This is a genomic window from Parasphingorhabdus sp. (assembly GCF_039977335.1).
Lineage (GTDB): Bacteria > Pseudomonadota > Alphaproteobacteria > Sphingomonadales > Sphingomonadaceae > Parasphingorhabdus.
In genome coordinates, this window is the sequence record NZ_JBDWDI010000004.1 from 246,249 (window position 1) to 263,764 (window position 17,516).

Below are 17,516 nucleotides of genomic sequence, written 5' to 3' on the forward strand. Positions count from 1 at the left end.
TGCGGCTATGTTGGTAGCTTATTCCAAAATTACGGGGAACGCTATGATTCGCGATGACGTGAAAGCGGCACAAATTGCGGCCATGAAAGCTGGCGACAAGGATCGCACGGCTGCCACACGCGCCATGCTGGCAAAGATCAAGGACAAGGATATCGAGCTGCGCACCAAGGACAGCAAGCTCGATGACGATGTCATGGTCACCGACGTGCTCCAGAAAATGGCCAAGCAACGGCGCGAATCGATTGAGATGTTCGAATCGGGTGGCCGCGATGAATTGGCCAAGGGCGAGAGGATGGAGCTTGCCGTGATCGAGGAATTCCTGCCCACGCAGCTGAGCGAAGCCGACACGGCGGCGTTGATCGACGGAATCAAGACAGAACTTGGTGCGGAATCGATGAAAGATATGGGCCGAGTGATGGCGGAACTGAAATCTCGTCACGGCACCGAAATCGACATGAGCAAGGCTAGCGGCCTGGTAAAGGCAGCGCTCAGCTGATCCAAGGCTTATGACTCTTTCTCCGCAATGGCTTGATGAACTGCGCAGCCGGATCACTTTGTCCACGCTGATTGGCCGGACGGTGAAGGTGCAAAAGGCAGGGCGCGAGTTTAAGGCCTGCTGCCCGTTTCACAACGAGAAGACGCCAAGCTTTACCATCAACGATGAAAAAGGCTTCTACCATTGCTTTGGTTGCGGCGCGCATGGCGATGCGATCCGTTGGATGACTGACCAGCGCGGACTGGGGTTTATGGACGCGGTCAAAGACTTGGCCGCTGAAGCACAAATGGAAGTCCCTGCCCCTGATCCGCGCGCGGCACAGCGTCAGGAAGCCCGAGCAACATTGCATGACGTCATGGCCGCAGCACAGGATTGGTTTGTTACACAATTCAATGGAATTGAGGGCGCCGCCGCTCGGGAATACCTCAAAAATCGCGGTATTTCGGAGAAGACCATCCGCGAATTTGGCTTTGGTTTTGCGCCAGATTCACGCGGACGGCTCAAAGAAGCGCTGTCAGTTCATGGGGTCGACCAGTTGGTTGAGGCTGGACTGTTGATCAAGGTCGATGATCGCGATCCCTATGATCGTTTTCGCGGGCGATTGATGATCCCGATCCGCGATCCACGCGGCCGGGTCATTGCCTTTGGCGGACGGATATTGGGCGATGGCGAGCCTAAATATCTCAATTCTCCCGACACACCGTTGTTCGACAAGGGCCGCACGCTCTACAATCTGGATAAAGCCTCCCCTGCGTCACGTCAGACCGGGCGGATATTGGTGGTCGAAGGCTATATGGATGCCATTGCGCTGGCGCAGGCCGGTTTTGAGGATGTCGTGGCACCACTCGGCACCGCACTTACGGAACATCAAATCGAACGCATCTGGAAGATGGTGGAAGCGCCAATTCTCTGCTTTGATGGGGACAATGCCGGGCAAAAGGCGGCCATGCGCGGCGCGCTAAGGGCGCTACCGATCCTGCGCCCGTCTCACAGCCTGAATTTCATCGCCTTGCCGGCGGGACAAGACCCTGACGACCTGATTCGCTCCGATGGACCGCAAGCTTTTGCCGAATTGATCGACAAGCCACAAATGCTTGGTGACAAAATCTGGCAAGTCGAGTTTGAAGCTGAACCGCTCAACACACCAGAAACCAAAGCGGGCCTTAAAAAGCGTCTGTCCGATCATGTGCGCGACATTGCGGATCAGGACATTGCCCAGCATTATCGGCAAGATTTTCAAGAACGCTACGAAAATGCCTTTTTCGCAAAGCGCGATAGTCAACCGAGACGCGGGCCATTCGAACGCTCAAAGGGCGGATTCAAATCCCAATATGTTTCCTTCAAACCAATGGACGATACAAAATCCGTTTTGGTCGAAGGACATGACCTACGCATTGCCAAAGCCATATTGGGGGGATTGATCCGCCATCCTTCGCAGATTTCCAAGCATTTTGAAGAACTAACCGTGCTGCGTCTCGCCGATTCGCAGATGCAGGCCTTGCTGTCCGAGTTAATAGGTACGGCAATGCGTAAAGAAATGCTTGATATGCAGGCCCTTCTTACCATATTGGAACAGACAGATTGTTATAATGTCGCAAATGGGCTGTTACGGGCCGATGCGCTGAATTTCACTTTCAACCGCAAACTGCCAGATCCTGCCCCGTCGGATTATATCGAACGGGCGCAGAATGATTTGGCAGAAGCGATAAAAGTGATCACAGCGCGTCCCGGACTGGAAGCGGCTTTGGCGGAAGCAACACGGCGGGTGCAGGATAATCTTGATGAAGACAGCTATGCTGAGCAGCAACGATTGCGGCGGGCAAAGCAGGAATTTCATGAACGGTTGGTTGAGCTCACCCAGATTGACGATGTCGTGTGAATTGTGTGAACTTTGAAGATTAGTTTTTAATTTTAGGGGCCTTGAAACTTGGCAAGCAAAGCAAAAAAATCAGCGGTAACCGAAGATGCGCCGCTTATTGATATGAATGACTCAGCCGTTAAAAAGCTTCTCACGAAGGCAAAAAAACGCGGCTACCTAACGTACGACGAATTAAACACAGCCCTGCCGCAGGATCAGATGTCCAGCGAACAAATTGAAGACGTGATGTCATCCATTTCTGACATGGGCGTCAAAATCGTCGAAAATGACGATGAAGCCGCCGAAGAAATGGGCGGCGATGAAGTCGAATCCATTGACGGTTCCGATAAAGATAAAAAGACCACAGCAGCAGCGGCACCGAAAAAGGCCGCCGGCGACCGTACCGATGATCCGGTGCGCATGTATCTCCGCGAAATGGGCGCTGTCGAACTACTCAGCCGTGAGGGTGAAATTGCCATCGCCAAGCGTATTGAGGCTGGCCGCGATACCATGATCTGGGGCCTGTGTGAGAGCCCGACAACTTTCAACGCTATTATTGAATGGTCTACGGCCTTGAACGATGGCGAGATGCAGCTGCGTGAGATTCTTGATCTTGATGCCATGCTCTCCAAAGACCCTGTGCCGGAAAATCTTGAAGACGAAGATGATGATGACGGCGAAATCAGCGAGAAAACCGCGGGTCCTTCGTTCAAAGATGACGATGAAGTTGAAGATGAACCGGAAGCCGCTGAAGGCGAAGGCGATGATGAAGATGAACTGACCGAGCGCCGCACCAAGCGCGTTGTGGAAGAAGAGGAAGAGGATAACACGCTTTCTCTTGCTCAGATGGAAGAAGCGCTCAAACCAGAAGCTTTGGAAAAATTCGCGACCATCACGTCCGTATTCAAGAAATTCTCCAAATTGCAAAATACCCGGATGGAAGCCTTTGCCGTTGGTGATGATTTCCCCGCTGCATCAGAGAAAAAATATCACAACCTGCGCGAAGAGCTGACCGCTTTGGTTGAAAGTGTGCAATTCCACGCAAACAAGATCGAATTCCTTGTCGATCAACTTTACTCTTTTAACCGTCGCCTGACGGCACTGGGCGGCCAAATGCTTCGTTTAGCTGAGCGGCATAAGGTCCCGCGCCGCGCCTTTTTGGAAGGTTATGTCGGCCATGAACTGGATGATGGCTGGCTGGCAAGCATGGCCAAGACAGACAAAAAATGGGCAGCTTTTGCTGAGAAAGAAGCCGTTTCAGTCGAACGTATCCGCGCTGAGATTTCTGATATTTCGGCGGCAACCGGGACATCGCTCGAAGAATTCCGCCGCATCGTCAACATGGTGCAAAAAGGCGAGCGCGAGGCCCGTATTGCCAAGAAGGAAATGGTGGAGGCCAACTTGCGGCTCGTTATTTCCATCGCCAAGAAATATACCAATCGCGGCCTTCAATTCCTCGATCTGATTCAGGAAGGCAATATCGGCCTGATGAAAGCCGTCGATAAGTTTGAATATCGTCGTGGGTATAAATTCTCGACCTACGCAACCTGGTGGATTCGACAGGCGATCACACGATCAATCGCGGATCAGGCACGGACGATTCGTATTCCGGTCCATATGATCGAAACGATCAACAAATTGGTCCGCACGTCTCGTCAATTCCTTCATGAGCAAGGCCGTGAACCGACACCGGAAGAAATGGCGGAACGCCTGTCAATGCCACTTGAAAAAGTACGCAAGGTCATGAAAATCGCCAAAGAGCCGATCAGTTTGGAAACGCCTATTGGCGACGAAGAAGATTCGCATCTGGGTGATTTCATTGAAGATAAAAATGCGATCATCCCTGTCGATGCTGCGATTCAGGCCAATTTGAAAGAGACCGTAACACGGGTTCTGGCCAGCCTGACTCCTCGGGAAGAACGGGTTTTGCGTATGCGCTTTGGTATTGGCATGAACACTGATCACACATTGGAAGAAGTGGGACAGCAGTTCAGTGTGACGCGCGAACGTATTCGTCAGATCGAAGCAAAAGCGTTGCGGAAACTGAAACATCCTAGCCGCAGCCGAAAAATGCGCAGTTTTCTGGATCAATAAAGCCCAGATTCACAGGCTTTCTGATACTATGGTTTGCACTTAGCTAACGCGGCGTAAACCGGACCTTTAGAATTACGTTCTATATCCTGAATTCAATGAGGTTTGCCCGACTTGCAAAGGTCGGACGAATCAACCCGAACTCTTATGTGATGTGAGCGCAATGCCAGAAACCAGTTTAATACCATCCGCGCGACCGTCTCTGATGGATCACGTAATCGAACATGGCACGCAATCGGCCAGTTACGTCCAAGCAATTGACGATGATTTTTCCATTCTGGAAGGAATCGATATTGCCGATATTGCTCATTTTCTATGCGTGCTACACGGTCGTCATCCTGGTGTTGTGGACCATGCTGCAACCAAGACCGCAGATGTAGTCGCACGCGAATGGCTAGTTGAAGCCATGAATGGCTTCACAGCAGAAAGAGCCTTTCTGACCAGATTAACCGTCGCAGCGGGTCCGATATCAGGTGTTCGCACCGAAGATCAGAGCAATGCCACCGTTCTGGCACAGCGCAAAGCGCTGGAAATGCTCTCACAGTCTGATCGCAATGGTTGTGCCCTCGGTGCTTCTTTCGCATTGGTTCTGGATTGGCAGGCGATCCGGCCTCTGCTTGAACAAATCGCCATAAAGCTTGGCGTTGAACCACGTGCAGCAGTCCTGCCATCATCTGAAGCGACAACAGTCCTCAACGCTAAGTTGTCGCAATCCAGCTCGGTGGAACGGGCCATTAATTTCGGTGTCGACCAAATATTGACCCAGCATCGTGGTCTTTGGCAGCTGTTGGAAGCCCGCAGAAATGCGCGTAACGTGGACTGATCAGCGATATCGCATCTTTGTTTGATTAACTAAATGATTAACTTGCCTCAAAACGGCCTTTTCCCTATCGCTAATCCATTGACGTTTACGGCAAGGGATTATGGAATATGCGTTTTGACGGTACAAAAGACTATGTAGCAACCGATGATTTGAAGGTTGCGGTCAACGCTGCCGTTACGCTTCGCCGGCCCCTTTTGGTGAAGGGTGAACCAGGGACTGGTAAAACCGTCCTCGCTCACGAAATTGCCAAGGCAACCGGCGCGCCATTGATCGAATGGAATGTCAAATCGACAACCAAAGCGCATCAGGGACTCTATGAATATGACGCCGTTGCAAGGCTCCGCGATGGCCAGTTAGGCGACGAGCGGGTTCATGATATTTCCAACTACATCCGCAAAGGCAAACTCTGGGAAGCCTTTACCAGCAAGGAATTACCGGTCCTGTTGATCGATGAGATTGACAAGGCGGATATCGAATTTCCGAACGATTTGTTGCAGGAACTCGACCGCATGGAATTTCATGTTTACGAGACCAAAGAGACCATCAAAGCGGCGGAACGTCCGATTGTTGTTATAACGTCCAACAATGAAAAAGAACTGCCTGATGCATTCCTGCGCCGCTGTTTCTTCCACTATATCAAATTCCCTGATCGCGAGACGATGCAGGAAATTATCAACGTGCATTTCCCAGATATTCAAGGAATTTTGGTCAAAAAAGCGATGGATATTTTTTATGATGTCCGCGAAGTTCCTGGCCTCAAGAAGAAACCAAGCACATCCGAATTGCTCGATTGGTTGAAACTATTACTGGCCGAAGACATGCCGCTCGAAGTACTACAATCTCAGGATCCCAGTAAGGCGATTCCACCTTTGCACGGTGCATTGCTCAAAAACGAACAGGACGTCATGCTATTCGAACGCCTGGCATTCATGGCGAAGCGCGAAGCGCGCTAAACGGAGCGACAGTCAATGTTCTTCAACTTCATGGACGAACTCAGAGCTGCGGGCATAACCGCATCGCTAAAAGAACATCTGGTACTTCTGGAAGCATTGGACAAAGAGGTTATCCAGCGTAGTCCAGAAGAGTTCTATTATCTCTCCCGCGCAACTTTCGTTAAAGATGAAGGACTTTTGGATCGCTTTGATCAGGTTTTCTCCAAAGTCTTCAAAGGCATTGAAACCAGCTATGGTATGCAGGAAGAGGAAATCCCTCTTGACTGGCTCAAGGCGGTCGCCGAAAAATATCTCACCGAAGAAGAGATGGCAGAAGTCAAAAAGCTTGGTAGCTGGGATGAGATTATGGAGACGCTAAAAGAGCGTCTCGCCGAGCAAGAAAAACGTCATGAAGGTGGCAGCAAATGGATCGGCACCGGTGGCACCTCGCCTTATGGAAATAGCGGATATAATCCAGAGGGTGTTCGTATTGGTGGTGAAGGCGGCCAGAAGAAAGCCGTCAAAGTTTGGGACAAGCGTGAGTTCCAAAATCTCGACCATACAAAACAGCTCGGCACGCGCAATATCAAGGTGGCTATGCGCCGCCTGCGTCGGTTTGCTAGAGAAGGCTCGGCTGACGAGCTTGATATAAACAGCACAATCAACGGGACAGCCAAAAAGGGATGGCTAGACATCCATATGCGCCCGGAACGCCATAATGCTGTGAAATTGCTGTTATTTTTGGACGTCGGTGGATCGATGGATCCCTTCATCAAATTATGTGAAGAGCTTTTCTCCGCTGCAACGTCTGAATTCAAAAATCTCGAATTTTTCTATTTCCACAACTGTCTTTATGAAGGCGTATGGAAAGACAATCGGCGGCGTTTTTCAGAGCGGACCAACACATGGGATATTCTCCACAAATATGGTCATGATTATAAACTGATTTTTGTCGGTGATGCGTCGATGAGTCCCTATGAAATCACCCATCCGGGTGGTTCTGTTGAGCATTTTAACGAGGAAGCCGGCGTAACTTGGCTTCAACGGATGACCAATACTTATCCCGCTACAGCATGGCTCAATCCAGTGCCTGAAAAGCAATGGGGCTATTCGCAGAGCGTCAAAATCGTCAAGGAATTGATGAATGACCGGATGTATCCGCTTACACTGGAAGGCTTGAGCGACGCCATGAAGGAATTGACCCGCAAACACGGATCTTGAAGGCTTAAGCTTCGACCACCAGCAAAGTCGTTCCCTCATATTTTTCGGCCGTAGCATCGAAAAGCTCAGACAATTCAAACTGCCGATCTTCTACCACCACGTCTTTCAAGCCAGAAAGCTTGAATGTTCCAAGCTTCGGCTCGCGAGGCGGTTGCCCTTCCCGCTCGATTGTTACGGCATCAACATGCATTTCATCATGGCGCGTATAGAGGATGTGGGGTGCAAGCATAACTTGCATCCGATTATAGGTAGCGGTCACGCATTTCCTCAATGCAACGCCTTCAAAAAATTCTTTACTGGGTAACATCCGTGCAAAATATCAAAAATGTCGAACGACGCAAGAACTATGTTGCAATGCAGCATTGGCAATCCTTTGTCTAAAGCGGCCACCCCAGTTTCTGACAGCCCTCAAATATGCTAAGGAGAGAACAAGGAGGTTGCTGATGCACAAAATATTTTTGCTCACCACATTACCTTTGGTAGCCGCAGCGAATCCTGCTCACGCAGCGCCGCTCAACTCCGAATGTAAGGATCATGTTGAAAATATTGATCTAGACAAAACGGTCAAACCAACCGTGCGTTCGCTGGGCAGCGAACCGCCGGCAGCACAAATCGCAGCGGTTGACCGACGAATTGATAATTGTTCCGTTTTGGTTGTTATTAATCCGCAATTAGCTGGTGAGCCACGTTGGACAGCTCCCACCGAATCTCCAGCAGCAGAGAAATATCACACCTTTGCTGACTGAGCGTCAGTAAATCAGAAAATCTTTTAGCATCTGCCCCCACATCCGCTCATCCGGCGCGGTTATGGCTTCCAGATCATTCGCAATTGTTGACGGACTCTCGATCCATTCACGCAATCCAGGACCGCCGTTAATAACATCAAACGCCAGCTTGCCTTCTTCATATTCATAAGCAAAATCGCGCCAAAGCTCATATCCAAAATATAGTTTGCTGATTGCCTTGAGCGCCAATGCTTGCAACCGCCAAGGACGGAATTTGGCGTGATTGTAAGATGGACCTTCGGCATGAATCTGTACGCCATTACAAAGCATTCCAACATGTTTGTGAAAAGTTGGTTCAAACCAACATTCACGCAGGGTGCAACCTTCTAACCATTGCGGTGCCTTGCGCTGCATTTCAGCGATTACAGCCTTCGCATCAATATCCGGCGCACCAAATAGCTCAAGCGGCCGCGTAGTCCCTCGCCCTTCCGACAATGTCGTACCTTCCAACATCACTGTACCTGCATAGGCCCGCGCCATTGATAGATTGGGGGCATTGGGGCTTGGGTTGATCCAAATTCGATCGGTTGGCCAGCCTAAACCCGGGCCTTCCGGCTGCCATCCCTGCATTTCGACGACATGATATTCGACATCGAGATTGAAGTAGCTAACAAACCAGCGCCCCATTTCACCCATGGTCAGTCCGTGGCGCATTGGCATCGGCGCAGCACCGACAAAGCTTTCCCAACCTTCCTCTAGCATCATGCCCTCAATTGGACGGCCCGCCGGATTGGGACGATCAAGCACCCACACAGCTTTGCCATGCTCGGCCGCCGCCTCCAATATATAGCGCAAGGTCGTGATGAACGTATAAATTCGGCAACCTAGGTCCTGTAAATCGATCAGAATGATGTCGAAACTATCCATCATCTTCTTGGTCGGCCGGCGTACTTCGCCATAGAGGCTGAATATTGGAATTCCCAAAACCGGATCATCATAATCCGGTGATTCGATCATGTTATCCTGTTTGTCGCCACGCAGGCCATGTTGCGGTCCAAAAGCAGAACTTAACTCTATGCCATCGCACTGCGCCAGAGCATCCATCGAGTGAGTCAGGTTTTCGGTCACGGATGCCGGGTGCGCCAATAGTGCAATCCGTTTTCCGGCCAGCGGTGCACGCAATTCCGGTTCAGCGAGAAGTCGATCAATTCCAAATTTCATAAATTACCTGCTGCCTTCAGTTGATGCGTAAAGCAATCCCTGTGATGAAAATCCGGTTTACCGGGCGGGTGCGACAAAGCCCAATAGGATTTCGGGCCACTATTTTCAGCAATTACAGCCGAAAACGCAGCGTTAAGGGAAGCTTCTCCCCAGATATCAGGTAAGCCAAGAGTTACCTCCATTGCGAAATGAGAATCGCTCAAATCAAGCACAATATCGGGCGGCGTCGGCAATTGGAGATTTCGCATTCCATCACGATAGCCGGAAAACTGATAGGCAGCCCAGCGACTCGACGGCGAAAAGTTAAACTCACAATATCTGTTCGCTGATGATTCCTGAAGAAATAGCTCGAAACAGGTAGTTTCCCACAAACCGTCGGCACGCTGTGGGTTGGTCGAAACCGGCAAATCAAGGTCGTGAAGCAATCCCTCGGCATGATATCTCATCCACAAGCTGCCATGCGCCTGCCATTCATAGGTCAGCGAAATTTCGTCCACCACTGAAACAGGAGTCAATGGATGGCATTGCAGGTCTAAACGCATATTGCGAGTTTCCTCTGCTGCATGTAACGAACCACTCCATGACCAATTATCAATCTGATCTCCTGCGCTTACTGAATGATCGCGGCTATATCCACCAATTAACTGACGCAGATGGGCTGGATGAGCTCTCCAGTGAGACGGTTGTTCCCGGCTATATCGGATTTGATGCAACTGCCAACTCGCTACACGTTGGAAACCTTGTCTCCATCATGCTTTTGCGGCGCCTACAACAGGCTGGGCACAAGCCAATTGTTGTGATGGGTGGTGGGACAACAAAAGTCGGCGACCCTTCTGGCAAAGATGAAGTTCGCAAGCTGCTCGACAATGACGGAATCAATGCAAATATTGCATCGATAAGGTCCTGTTTCGAGCGGTTCTTGACCTTTGGTGATGGACCAACCGACGCTATCATGGTCAATAATGCTGATTGGTTGGATAGCCTCGAATATATTCCATTTCTCCGCGATGTCGGTCGCCATTTCACGATCAACCGGATGCTGACATTCGACTCAGTCAAATTGCGCCTTGATCGGGAACAACCCCTCACCTTCCTCGAATTTAATTATATGATATTGCAAGCTTATGATTTTCTTGAATTGTCGCGCCAGCACGCTTGTCGTTTGCAATTGGGCGGTTCAGATCAATGGGGCAACATCGTCAATGGGATCGAACTTGGCCGCCGCATAGACGGCGCAGAGCTTTTCGGCCTGACGACGCCTCTGATCACCAAGGCAGACGGCTCGAAAATGGGTAAATCTGTAGATGGTGCCATCTGGTTAAATGCCGATCGATTGAGCCCATATGACTATTGGCAATTCTGGCGCAATACCGACGATCGCGATGTTGGCAAATTCATGCGGCTATTTACCGATATCGATCTCGCTGAGATCATGCGGTTGGAAACCCTTGAAGGATCCGAAATCAATGAAGCCAAAAAAGTCCTCGCTGATGCAGCGACTGCTATGGCGCATGGCGAGGACGCAGCGAACAATGCGGCAAGTACTGCTCAAAAGACTTTTGAGCAAGGTCAGTCGGGTGGCGACCTGCCGGTGTTAGAGGTTTCCGATGAACAGATTTCAATCCTTAACGCCTTGGTTGATATTGGTTTCTGCGCATCCAAAGGAGAAGCAAAACGAATGATCGCAGGCGGCGGCGCGCGGATCGATGATGAGCAAGTTAAGGATGCCGGTACAATGGTTGCACTGGCGGACGTTGATGTCAAAATATCCGCTGGCAAGAAAAAGCACGGTCTGTTGCGGCGAACGTGATAAAAGTTTGAACATTGTTACGCTAATTTACCATTTGTTCGGAAAACTAAGTTAATGAAGGGTTTCACCGAACGACGGAGCGTCTGTAATGCCAAGCACATCGAAGCCAAAAGCACCAGAAATGCGTCGTGCGACGCGTTTTCCTGTTGACTTCGAAACGATTTGCGAAACTCGCAAAGACGGTGAGTTTTCGGTAAAATTGAGTAATATTTCAGCCCATGGGTGCCAGTTTATCCATGAAGTGGAGTTAAACAAAGGTGACCGGGTTGTCGTTCGTTTACCCGTCGCAGGACGTATTGAAGCGTTTTTGGTTTGGTCTCACAGTGGCCGATCTGGTTTTGAATTTGAACGGGTCATCCGCGAACCTGATTTCGTCGCATTGCTCGACCAAATGGGACATACGGATAGTTGATAAGGCTATCCGCTGCGGAGCAAACTCACTCCCCAGTCCCGCTCAAACAAATATAGAGCAATCCGCGCTGCTTGGCCGCGCTCACTATCCAACCCGCCATCACGGTCCAGCAGCAAGCGGGCATCATCGGTGGCCGCTGCAATTAATTGCGATATCTGGTCTGGCGTTGCTATCCGAAAACCGGCATCGCCAGATTGCCGGGTGCCAAGTAACTCTCCTGCACCACGCAAGCGCAGATCTTCTTCTGCGATTTTGAAACCGTCATTGGTTTCTCTCAACAGGGAAAGCCGAGCCCGTGCCGTTTCGCTGAGGGTGTCGCCACGCAAAAGTAAGCAATTGGATTTCACATCTCCCCTGCCCACGCGCCCGCGAAGTTGGTGAAGTTGGGCTAATCCAAAACGATCAGCGGCCTCGATAATCATCAAGCTTGCATTTGGCACATCGACCCCGACTTCAATCACTGTAGTCGCGACCAGCAATCGGATATCGCCTCGTTGAAAGCGCTCCATAACGGCGTCTTTCTCGGGGCCCTTCATCCGTCCATGAACCAGACCAACTTGATCGCCGAACCGCGCTTTCAAAACCGCCGCTCGTTCTTCGGCCGCGGCCAAGTCACTTTTCTCGCTTTCTTCCACCAATGGACAAACCCAGTAGGCTTGGCCATTTGCCGCGATATGCCTGGCAAGACCATCAACAACCTCTGGCAAGCGAGCGTCCGAAATGACTCTGGTTTCTATAGTCTGCCGACCCGGCGGGAGCTCGTCGATGCGCGAGACATCCATCTCGCCATATTGACTGAGGGTCAGCGTTCGCGGAATCGGAGTGGCCGTCATAGCTAGGAGATGCGGTGTATGATCCGCCTTCTGGGTCAGCATCAGGCGCTGAGAGACACCAAATTTATGCTGCTCGTCAATAATCGCCATAGCCAGTTTCTTATACTGCACTTTTTCCTGAAATATCGCGTGGGTGCCAACCAATATATCAATCGAACCATCGGCTAGTCCGATCAAAGTTGATTCCCTGATCTTGCCTTTGTCGCGTCCAGTCAGGATGGCAATGTTCACCGGCAGCCCGGTCAGCAGCTTTTGCAGACCTTCAAAATGCTGGCGTGCCAATATCTCGGTCGGGGCCAGAAAAGCGCCTTGATAACCAGCTTCAACCGCATTGAGCAACGCCATCAGCGCCACCAAGGTTTTCCCGGATCCCACATCGCCCTGTAACAACCTCAGCATCGGAGAAGATTGAGCCAGATCGCCTTCAATCTCTGAGATACAGCGTTTCTGTGCTCCAGTAAGTTCAAAAGGCAGATTGATCTGATCTCTTAAACGCCCGTCCCCCTGAATCGATACGCCTTTTTTGCGGCGATTGCTGGCCCGCACCAACATGAAAGCCAATTGATTGGCGAAAATCTCGTCATAAGCGAGCCGGTCTGATTGATCAGCGCTTTCCTGACCATGCAAGGAAGCAACATTCGTTCGCCAACCATCCCATTTCTTTGATTCCAGCAAGCTCGATTCAATCCATTCCGGTAGTTCCGGTGCCAATTCCACAGCTTGCGTGATCAATTGCCCCATCCGCTTGTTGCCTAGGCCGTCGGCCAAAGGATAAATCGGTTCTACCAGCGCGATATCTTTCTCTTCCGCCAGCTCCAACACATCCGGATGCAGCATCTGCAGCTCGTCACCATAGCGTTCCAACTTGCCGGATATGATCTTACTCTCACCTAGGGGAAGTAGCTTCCGTGGCCAGCCTGTATTTCTGCCAAAAAAGATCAGGCTTATATAATTGCCTTGCACATCTGTTGCCTGCACCCGAAACGGGCTGCGCGGACCGCCGCTACGATAATCGACTGGGGTCACTTCTGCGATTATTGTTAGACCGACATCTCCCTCATCCAACTCTTGCACGCGCTTTCGCCGCATCCAGTAACTGGGCTTATGATAGAGCAAATCTTTCACTCGCATCAGGCGCAGTTTTTCGAGCGGCTTGGCAAGGGCTTTGCCGACGCCTTTGAGCGACTGTGTTTCGCCAAATAATGGATTGAGTATCTCGGGCCGCATGTCTATCCGCCTATATACGCAAGCGGGGCCGATATACCAGAAAGACTCCGCACATCATTGCGTAACGACAAATCTTTAATCAGGAGCAGACATGGAACGCGAAGTCAGGCTGAAACGATTGCATTTTCGTAGCTGGCATCGTGGTACGCGCGAAGCCGACAATATGATTGGCGGGTTTTTCGATAAATGGGGTCAAAGTTGGACAGATGCCGAGATTAATTGGTTTGAGAAACTGCTGGAAGAAGAAGATGTCGATATAATGGCTTGGGCGATCGGCAAACAGCCGCCCCCTGCCCCATTTCAAACCAATCAAATGGTCGCTATGCAAAAGCTCGACTATTTCGATTTCACCAAATGAGCGCTCCGCAATCGAACTGAACAGAATATTTAAGTGTCATATCTAGATAAATTACTTTCCGCTGACAGCGGCTTAACGCTGGCCGGAGCCACGGCCGGTTATCGACCCTATTGTCTTGCAGATATCGCGGTTCAATCAGGCAGACGGACCGTATTTATCGCTACCGACGACGCTTCGATGAGTGCCGTGGCGCAAGCAGCTCGATATTTTCAACCCGAATTGGAAATCATCGAGTTTCCTGCCTGGGACTGCCTGCCTTATGACCGGGCATCGCCGGCACTCCATACCACATCAGAACGGTTGGCGGCCTTATCTCGTTTGGCCGAGCCTACATCAGATGGCCAATTGGTAATCACCACAGCCAATGCTGTTACCCAGCGTGTATTGGAACCAGCACGGATAAAGGAATTGGTTACGCGGCTTGCTCCCGGCAGCATGGTAGAGCAGGAGAAATTGATCTCCTTTCTCTATGCCAATGGATTCGTCCGGGTTGACACCGTGGCCGATAGCGGCGAATTTGCTGCGCGGGGTGGACTGATAGACCTTTTTCCACCCGGCGCCGATATGCCGCTACGCATCGATCTTTTTGGCGATGAGATCGAGACATTGCGCCAATTTGATCCGGCAGACCAACGCACAATTGGAAAAGTTGACGGATTCGATCTTCTCCCGGTTTCAGAGGTTTTGCTGGATGAGACCAGTATCACGCGCTTTCGCACACGCTATCGCGAGCTTTTTGGAGCCGTCGCTACCAGCGATCCTATATATCAATCCATATCCGAAGGCCGCAGGCTTTCTGGCATGGAACATTGGTTGCCGCTGATTGAGGATCGCCTGGTCAGTTTCTTCGATTATCTATCGGACGATGCAATCATTATTCGTGATTCGGCTGTAACAGCGGCGGCAGATGCGCAATTTGCTTCAATCGCCGATTACTACAAAAACCGCCAGGAAGCGGACAAAGCAAATTTGTCGAGCTACCGACCGTTAACACCGGACATGCTCTATCTCGAACCGTCAGACTGGCGGGCTCAACAGTCAAATGGCCCGATCCACGTTATCAGTGAATTTGACGAACCAGAGTCAGCATCCGTTCTCTCCTTGTCCGTATCGTCTCCACGCGATTTCTCTCCGGAACGCGCGCGAAACGAGAATATCTACAAAGCGCTGGCAGCACATCTCAATACACTGACAAAAGCCGGAACTACCGCAATAGTGGCGAGCTACAGTAACGGTTCACGGGCAAGACTGTTCGATTTGATTCAAGATCATGGCGTCAATACAGCGACGATTTGTGATGATTGGAAATCTTGCGGTGAAGCAGGCGCAACCGTCGCGTTGACCGTTTTGCCGATGGCCTCGGGATTCCGCGCCGAAAATATTGCGCTGCTTACCGAACAGGATATTTTCGGTGATCGGCTCGTACGCAAGTCAAAACGGCGCAAGAGCGGTGATGCTTTCATTGAAGAATTGTCGGCCCTCAGCCAGGGCGATCTGGTGGTTCATCTGGAACATGGCATCGGGCTTTATGAAGGTATTGTCTCAATTCCCGTCGGTGAAAGTCCGCATGACTGTGTGGCGTTAAAATATGCTGGCGGCGATAAACTATTTGTCCCGGTCGAGAATATCGACGTTCTTAGCCGCTATGGAGAAGGCGGCGAAACAGTTGTTCTCGATCGATTGGGCGGTGAAGGCTGGCAAAGGCGCAAGTCGAAGCTCAAAGAGCGCATTAGAGCGATCGCACATGAACTCCTGAAAACCGCTGCAGCGCGGGCGTTACAACCCGCCACACCTGCCCGAATGGAAGCGAGTGAGATGGCCGGTTTTGTTGATCGCTTTCCATATCAGGAAACCGACGATCAACAGCAAGCGATTGAAGAAGTGCTTGGCGATATGGCTTCTGGAAAAGCCATGGACCGTTTGGTCTGTGGTGACGTCGGGTTCGGCAAGACCGAAGTCGCCATGCGCGCCGCCTTCGCAGCTGCGATGGGAGGTATGCAGGTTGCCATTGTCGCGCCAACCACGTTGCTAGCACGCCAGCATTTTAGCAATTTTGAGGAGCGTTTCCGGCCTTTTCCAATCAATCTTGGTCGGTTATCGCGCCTGGTACCTGCTGCCGAGGCAAAAAAGACCAAAGAAGGTCTGACAAATGGCAAAATTGATATTGTCATTGGCACGCACGCATTGCTGGCTAAATCGATCGAGTTTCAACGGCTTGGTCTTATCATCGTAGATGAAGAACAAAAATTTGGTGTGACGCATAAAGAGCGGCTCAAGGCAATGAAAGCTGATGTCCACGTTCTAACGCTTACAGCAACACCTATCCCGCGCACATTACAAATGGCGATGACGGGATTACGCGAGCTGTCCGTTATTCAAACACCACCTGTCGATCGCTTGGCCGTGCGCACTTACGTGATGCCATGGGACCCGATCCCCTTACGCGAAGCATTAATGCGCGAACATTATCGTGGCGGGCAAAGCTTCATAGTTGTTCCACGCATTGCTGATCTGCCCGAAATTCAAGAGTTTCTGAAAGAATATGCACCCGATATCAGCTTCGTCGTCGCCCATGGCCAAATGCCTCCCGCACAAGTTGAAGAGAGGATGTCGGCCTTTTACGACAAAAAATATGATGTGCTTCTGGCGACAACCATTGTGGAAAGCGGCCTAGACATTCCCAGCGCGAACACCCTGATTATTCATCGTGCAGATCGCTTTGGCCTTGCTCAACTTTACCAATTGCGCGGCCGGGTCGGGCGTTCGAAGACGCGTGCATACGCCTATATGGTCACACCAAAAGACCGGATTGTGACCGAAAAGGCTGAAAAACGGTTAAAAATTCTCGGCGATCTGGACAGCCTTGGCGCAGGCTTTGAACTCGCGAGTCATGATCTCGACATTCGTGGTGCTGGCAATCTGCTTGGCGATGAGCAATCTGGGCATATCCGTGAAGTTGGTTTTGAACTCTATCAATCGATGCTGGAAGACGCGATTCTGGAAGCGAAAGCCAAAGGGGCAGGACTGGATTCCGTCGCCGAGAGCTTCTCGCCGCAAATTACGGTTGATGCACCAATTTTGATCCCAGAAAATTATGTGCCCGACCTATCACTCCGAATGGGCCTATATCGGCGCATGAACGGCCTTCAAACTCATCAGGAAATTCAAGCCTTTGCCGCGGAAATGATTGACCGGTTTGGGGATTTGCCAGTCGAAACCGACAACCTTCTCAAGCTGATGGAAATTAAAATGAACTGCGTTAAGGCTCATATCGCGAAGATCGAAATGGGCCCGAGAGGGGCCTTGGTCAGCTTTCACAACGATAAGTTCCCCAACGTTCCCGGCCTGCTCGCTTACGCCGAGCGTTTGAAAGGAACAGCCAAGATCAGGCCGGATAACAAGCTGTTTATTGAACGACGCTGGCGTGATCCGCGGTCACGGCTTCACGGCCTCACACAACTCAGCAATGGATTATCAAAATTGGCTCAGCAGAAACAAAGCTGATTTCA

15 protein-coding genes are annotated in these 17,516 nt (G+C 50.9%); 11 read left to right on the top strand and 4 right to left on the bottom strand.

The genetic code is table 11. From position 1 onward, the window contains the following. The first annotated feature begins 43 nt into the window (after positions 1 to 43). The 6 genes from ABJM21_RS08475 (at position 44) to ABJM21_RS08500 (ending at position 7,421) form a co-directional block, all read left to right on the top strand. Complete coding sequence (locus tag ABJM21_RS08475) at positions 44 to 496, top strand: GatB/YqeY domain-containing protein (protein WP_348301571.1); 453 nt, start codon at positions 44 to 46, stop codon at positions 494 to 496. A gap of 10 nt (positions 497 to 506) precedes the next feature. Continuing rightward, on the top strand, positions 507 to 2,375 hold the full coding sequence (gene dnaG / locus ABJM21_RS08480) for a DNA primase (protein WP_348372016.1): 1,869 nt from the start codon (positions 507 to 509) through the stop codon (positions 2,373 to 2,375). A gap of 48 nt (positions 2,376 to 2,423) precedes the next feature. Continuing rightward, a complete protein-coding gene (gene rpoD / locus ABJM21_RS08485; RefSeq protein ID WP_348301569.1) occupies positions 2,424 to 4,448 on the top strand; it encodes an RNA polymerase sigma factor RpoD in 2,025 nt (674 codons plus the stop codon). Positions 4,449 to 4,650: 202 nt separating this feature from the next. Beyond that, a complete protein-coding gene (locus tag ABJM21_RS08490) occupies positions 4,651 to 5,268 on the top strand; it encodes a hypothetical protein (RefSeq protein ID WP_348301568.1) in 618 nt (205 codons plus the stop codon). A gap of 107 nt (positions 5,269 to 5,375) precedes the next feature. Then, on the top strand, positions 5,376 to 6,221 hold the full coding sequence (locus tag ABJM21_RS08495; RefSeq protein WP_207987983.1) for a MoxR family ATPase: 846 nt from the start codon (positions 5,376 to 5,378) through the stop codon (positions 6,219 to 6,221). Positions 6,222 to 6,236: 15 nt separating this feature from the next. Next, entirely contained in the window at positions 6,237 to 7,421 is a 1,185-nt protein-coding gene (locus tag ABJM21_RS08500; protein ID WP_348301567.1) for a VWA domain-containing protein, read from the top strand. Positions 7,422 to 7,425: 4 nt separating this feature from the next. On the opposite strand, the gene ABJM21_RS08505 is transcribed toward ABJM21_RS08500, so the two are convergent. Next, positions 7,426 to 7,728 (bottom strand): hypothetical protein, encoded by a 303-nt coding sequence (locus tag ABJM21_RS08505; RefSeq protein ID WP_348301566.1) that lies wholly within the window; start codon positions 7,726 to 7,728, stop codon positions 7,426 to 7,428. Between the two features lie 130 nt (positions 7,729 to 7,858). Between ABJM21_RS08505 and ABJM21_RS08510 the strand changes: the two genes are divergently transcribed. After that, a complete protein-coding gene (locus ABJM21_RS08510) occupies positions 7,859 to 8,167 on the top strand; it encodes a hypothetical protein (protein WP_348301565.1) in 309 nt (102 codons plus the stop codon). Between the two features lie 3 nt (positions 8,168 to 8,170). Here ABJM21_RS08510 and ABJM21_RS08515 read toward each other — a convergent pair whose 3' ends face one another. Together ABJM21_RS08515 and ABJM21_RS08520 are read right to left on the bottom strand one after the other, a co-directional pair. Continuing rightward, positions 8,171 to 9,367 (bottom strand): DUF1343 domain-containing protein, encoded by a 1,197-nt coding sequence (locus ABJM21_RS08515; protein ID WP_348301564.1) that lies wholly within the window; start codon positions 9,365 to 9,367, stop codon positions 8,171 to 8,173. After that, on the bottom strand, positions 9,364 to 9,909 hold the full coding sequence (locus ABJM21_RS08520) for a DOMON-like domain-containing protein (protein WP_348301563.1): 546 nt from the start codon (positions 9,907 to 9,909) through the stop codon (positions 9,364 to 9,366). The genes ABJM21_RS08515 and ABJM21_RS08520 overlap by 4 nt, the downstream gene beginning before the upstream one ends. Before the next feature lie 38 nt (positions 9,910 to 9,947). Here ABJM21_RS08520 and tyrS point away from each other — a divergent pair, with 38 nt between their 5' ends. Beyond that, the gene (gene tyrS, locus ABJM21_RS08525; RefSeq protein WP_348301562.1) at positions 9,948 to 11,177 is read left to right on the top strand and encodes a tyrosine--tRNA ligase; all 1,230 of its coding nucleotides are present in this window, start codon (positions 9,948 to 9,950) and stop codon (positions 11,175 to 11,177) included. 88 nt (positions 11,178 to 11,265) lie between these two features. After that, the gene (locus ABJM21_RS08530; RefSeq protein ID WP_348301561.1) at positions 11,266 to 11,589 is read left to right on the top strand and encodes a PilZ domain-containing protein; all 324 of its coding nucleotides are present in this window, start codon (positions 11,266 to 11,268) and stop codon (positions 11,587 to 11,589) included. Positions 11,590 to 11,594: 5 nt separating this feature from the next. Here ABJM21_RS08530 and recG read toward each other — a convergent pair whose 3' ends face one another. Beyond that, positions 11,595 to 13,649 (bottom strand): ATP-dependent DNA helicase RecG, encoded by a 2,055-nt coding sequence (gene recG / locus ABJM21_RS08535; protein ID WP_348301560.1) that lies wholly within the window; start codon positions 13,647 to 13,649, stop codon positions 11,595 to 11,597. A gap of 91 nt (positions 13,650 to 13,740) precedes the next feature. Here recG and ABJM21_RS08540 point away from each other — a divergent pair, with 91 nt between their 5' ends. Then, positions 13,741 to 14,007 carry a succinate dehydrogenase assembly factor 2 gene (locus tag ABJM21_RS08540; protein ID WP_348301559.1) on the top strand — a complete coding sequence of 89 codons (267 nt, stop codon included), beginning with the start codon at positions 13,741 to 13,743 and terminating at the stop codon, positions 14,005 to 14,007. Positions 14,008 to 14,040: 33 nt separating this feature from the next. Beyond that, positions 14,041 to 17,511: a transcription-repair coupling factor gene (gene mfd / locus ABJM21_RS08545; RefSeq protein WP_348301558.1), complete on the top strand. Its 3,471-nt coding sequence runs from the start codon at positions 14,041 to 14,043 to the stop codon at positions 17,509 to 17,511. Positions 17,512 to 17,516: the final 5 nt, after the last annotated feature.

Excerpts from the sequence above, each read along its gene's own strand:
- ABJM21_RS08475 (WP_348301571.1), top strand. The coding sequence starts at position 44 with ATGATTCGCGATGACGTGAAAGCGGCACAAATTGCGGCCATGAAAGCT.
- dnaG (WP_348372016.1), top strand. The coding sequence starts at position 507 with ATGACTCTTTCTCCGCAATGGCTTGATGAACTGCGCAGCCGGATCACT.
- ABJM21_RS08490 (WP_348301568.1), top strand. The coding sequence starts at position 4,651 with ATGGATCACGTAATCGAACATGGCACGCAATCGGCCAGTTACGTCCAA.
- ABJM21_RS08495 (WP_207987983.1), top strand. The coding sequence starts at position 5,376 with ATGCGTTTTGACGGTACAAAAGACTATGTAGCAACCGATGATTTGAAG.
- ABJM21_RS08500 (WP_348301567.1), top strand. The coding sequence starts at position 6,237 with ATGTTCTTCAACTTCATGGACGAACTCAGAGCTGCGGGCATAACCGCA.
- ABJM21_RS08505 (WP_348301566.1), bottom strand. The coding sequence starts at position 7,728 with ATGTTACCCAGTAAAGAATTTTTTGAAGGCGTTGCATTGAGGAAATGC.
- ABJM21_RS08515 (WP_348301564.1), bottom strand. The coding sequence starts at position 9,367 with ATGAAATTTGGAATTGATCGACTTCTCGCTGAACCGGAATTGCGTGCA.
- ABJM21_RS08520 (WP_348301563.1), bottom strand. The coding sequence starts at position 9,909 with ATGCGTTTAGACCTGCAATGCCATCCATTGACTCCTGTTTCAGTGGTG.
- tyrS (WP_348301562.1), top strand. The coding sequence starts at position 9,948 with ATGACCAATTATCAATCTGATCTCCTGCGCTTACTGAATGATCGCGGC.
- ABJM21_RS08530 (WP_348301561.1), top strand. The coding sequence starts at position 11,266 with ATGCCAAGCACATCGAAGCCAAAAGCACCAGAAATGCGTCGTGCGACG.
- recG (WP_348301560.1), bottom strand. The coding sequence starts at position 13,649 with ATGCGGCCCGAGATACTCAATCCATTATTTGGCGAAACACAGTCGCTC.
- ABJM21_RS08540 (WP_348301559.1), top strand. The coding sequence starts at position 13,741 with ATGGAACGCGAAGTCAGGCTGAAACGATTGCATTTTCGTAGCTGGCAT.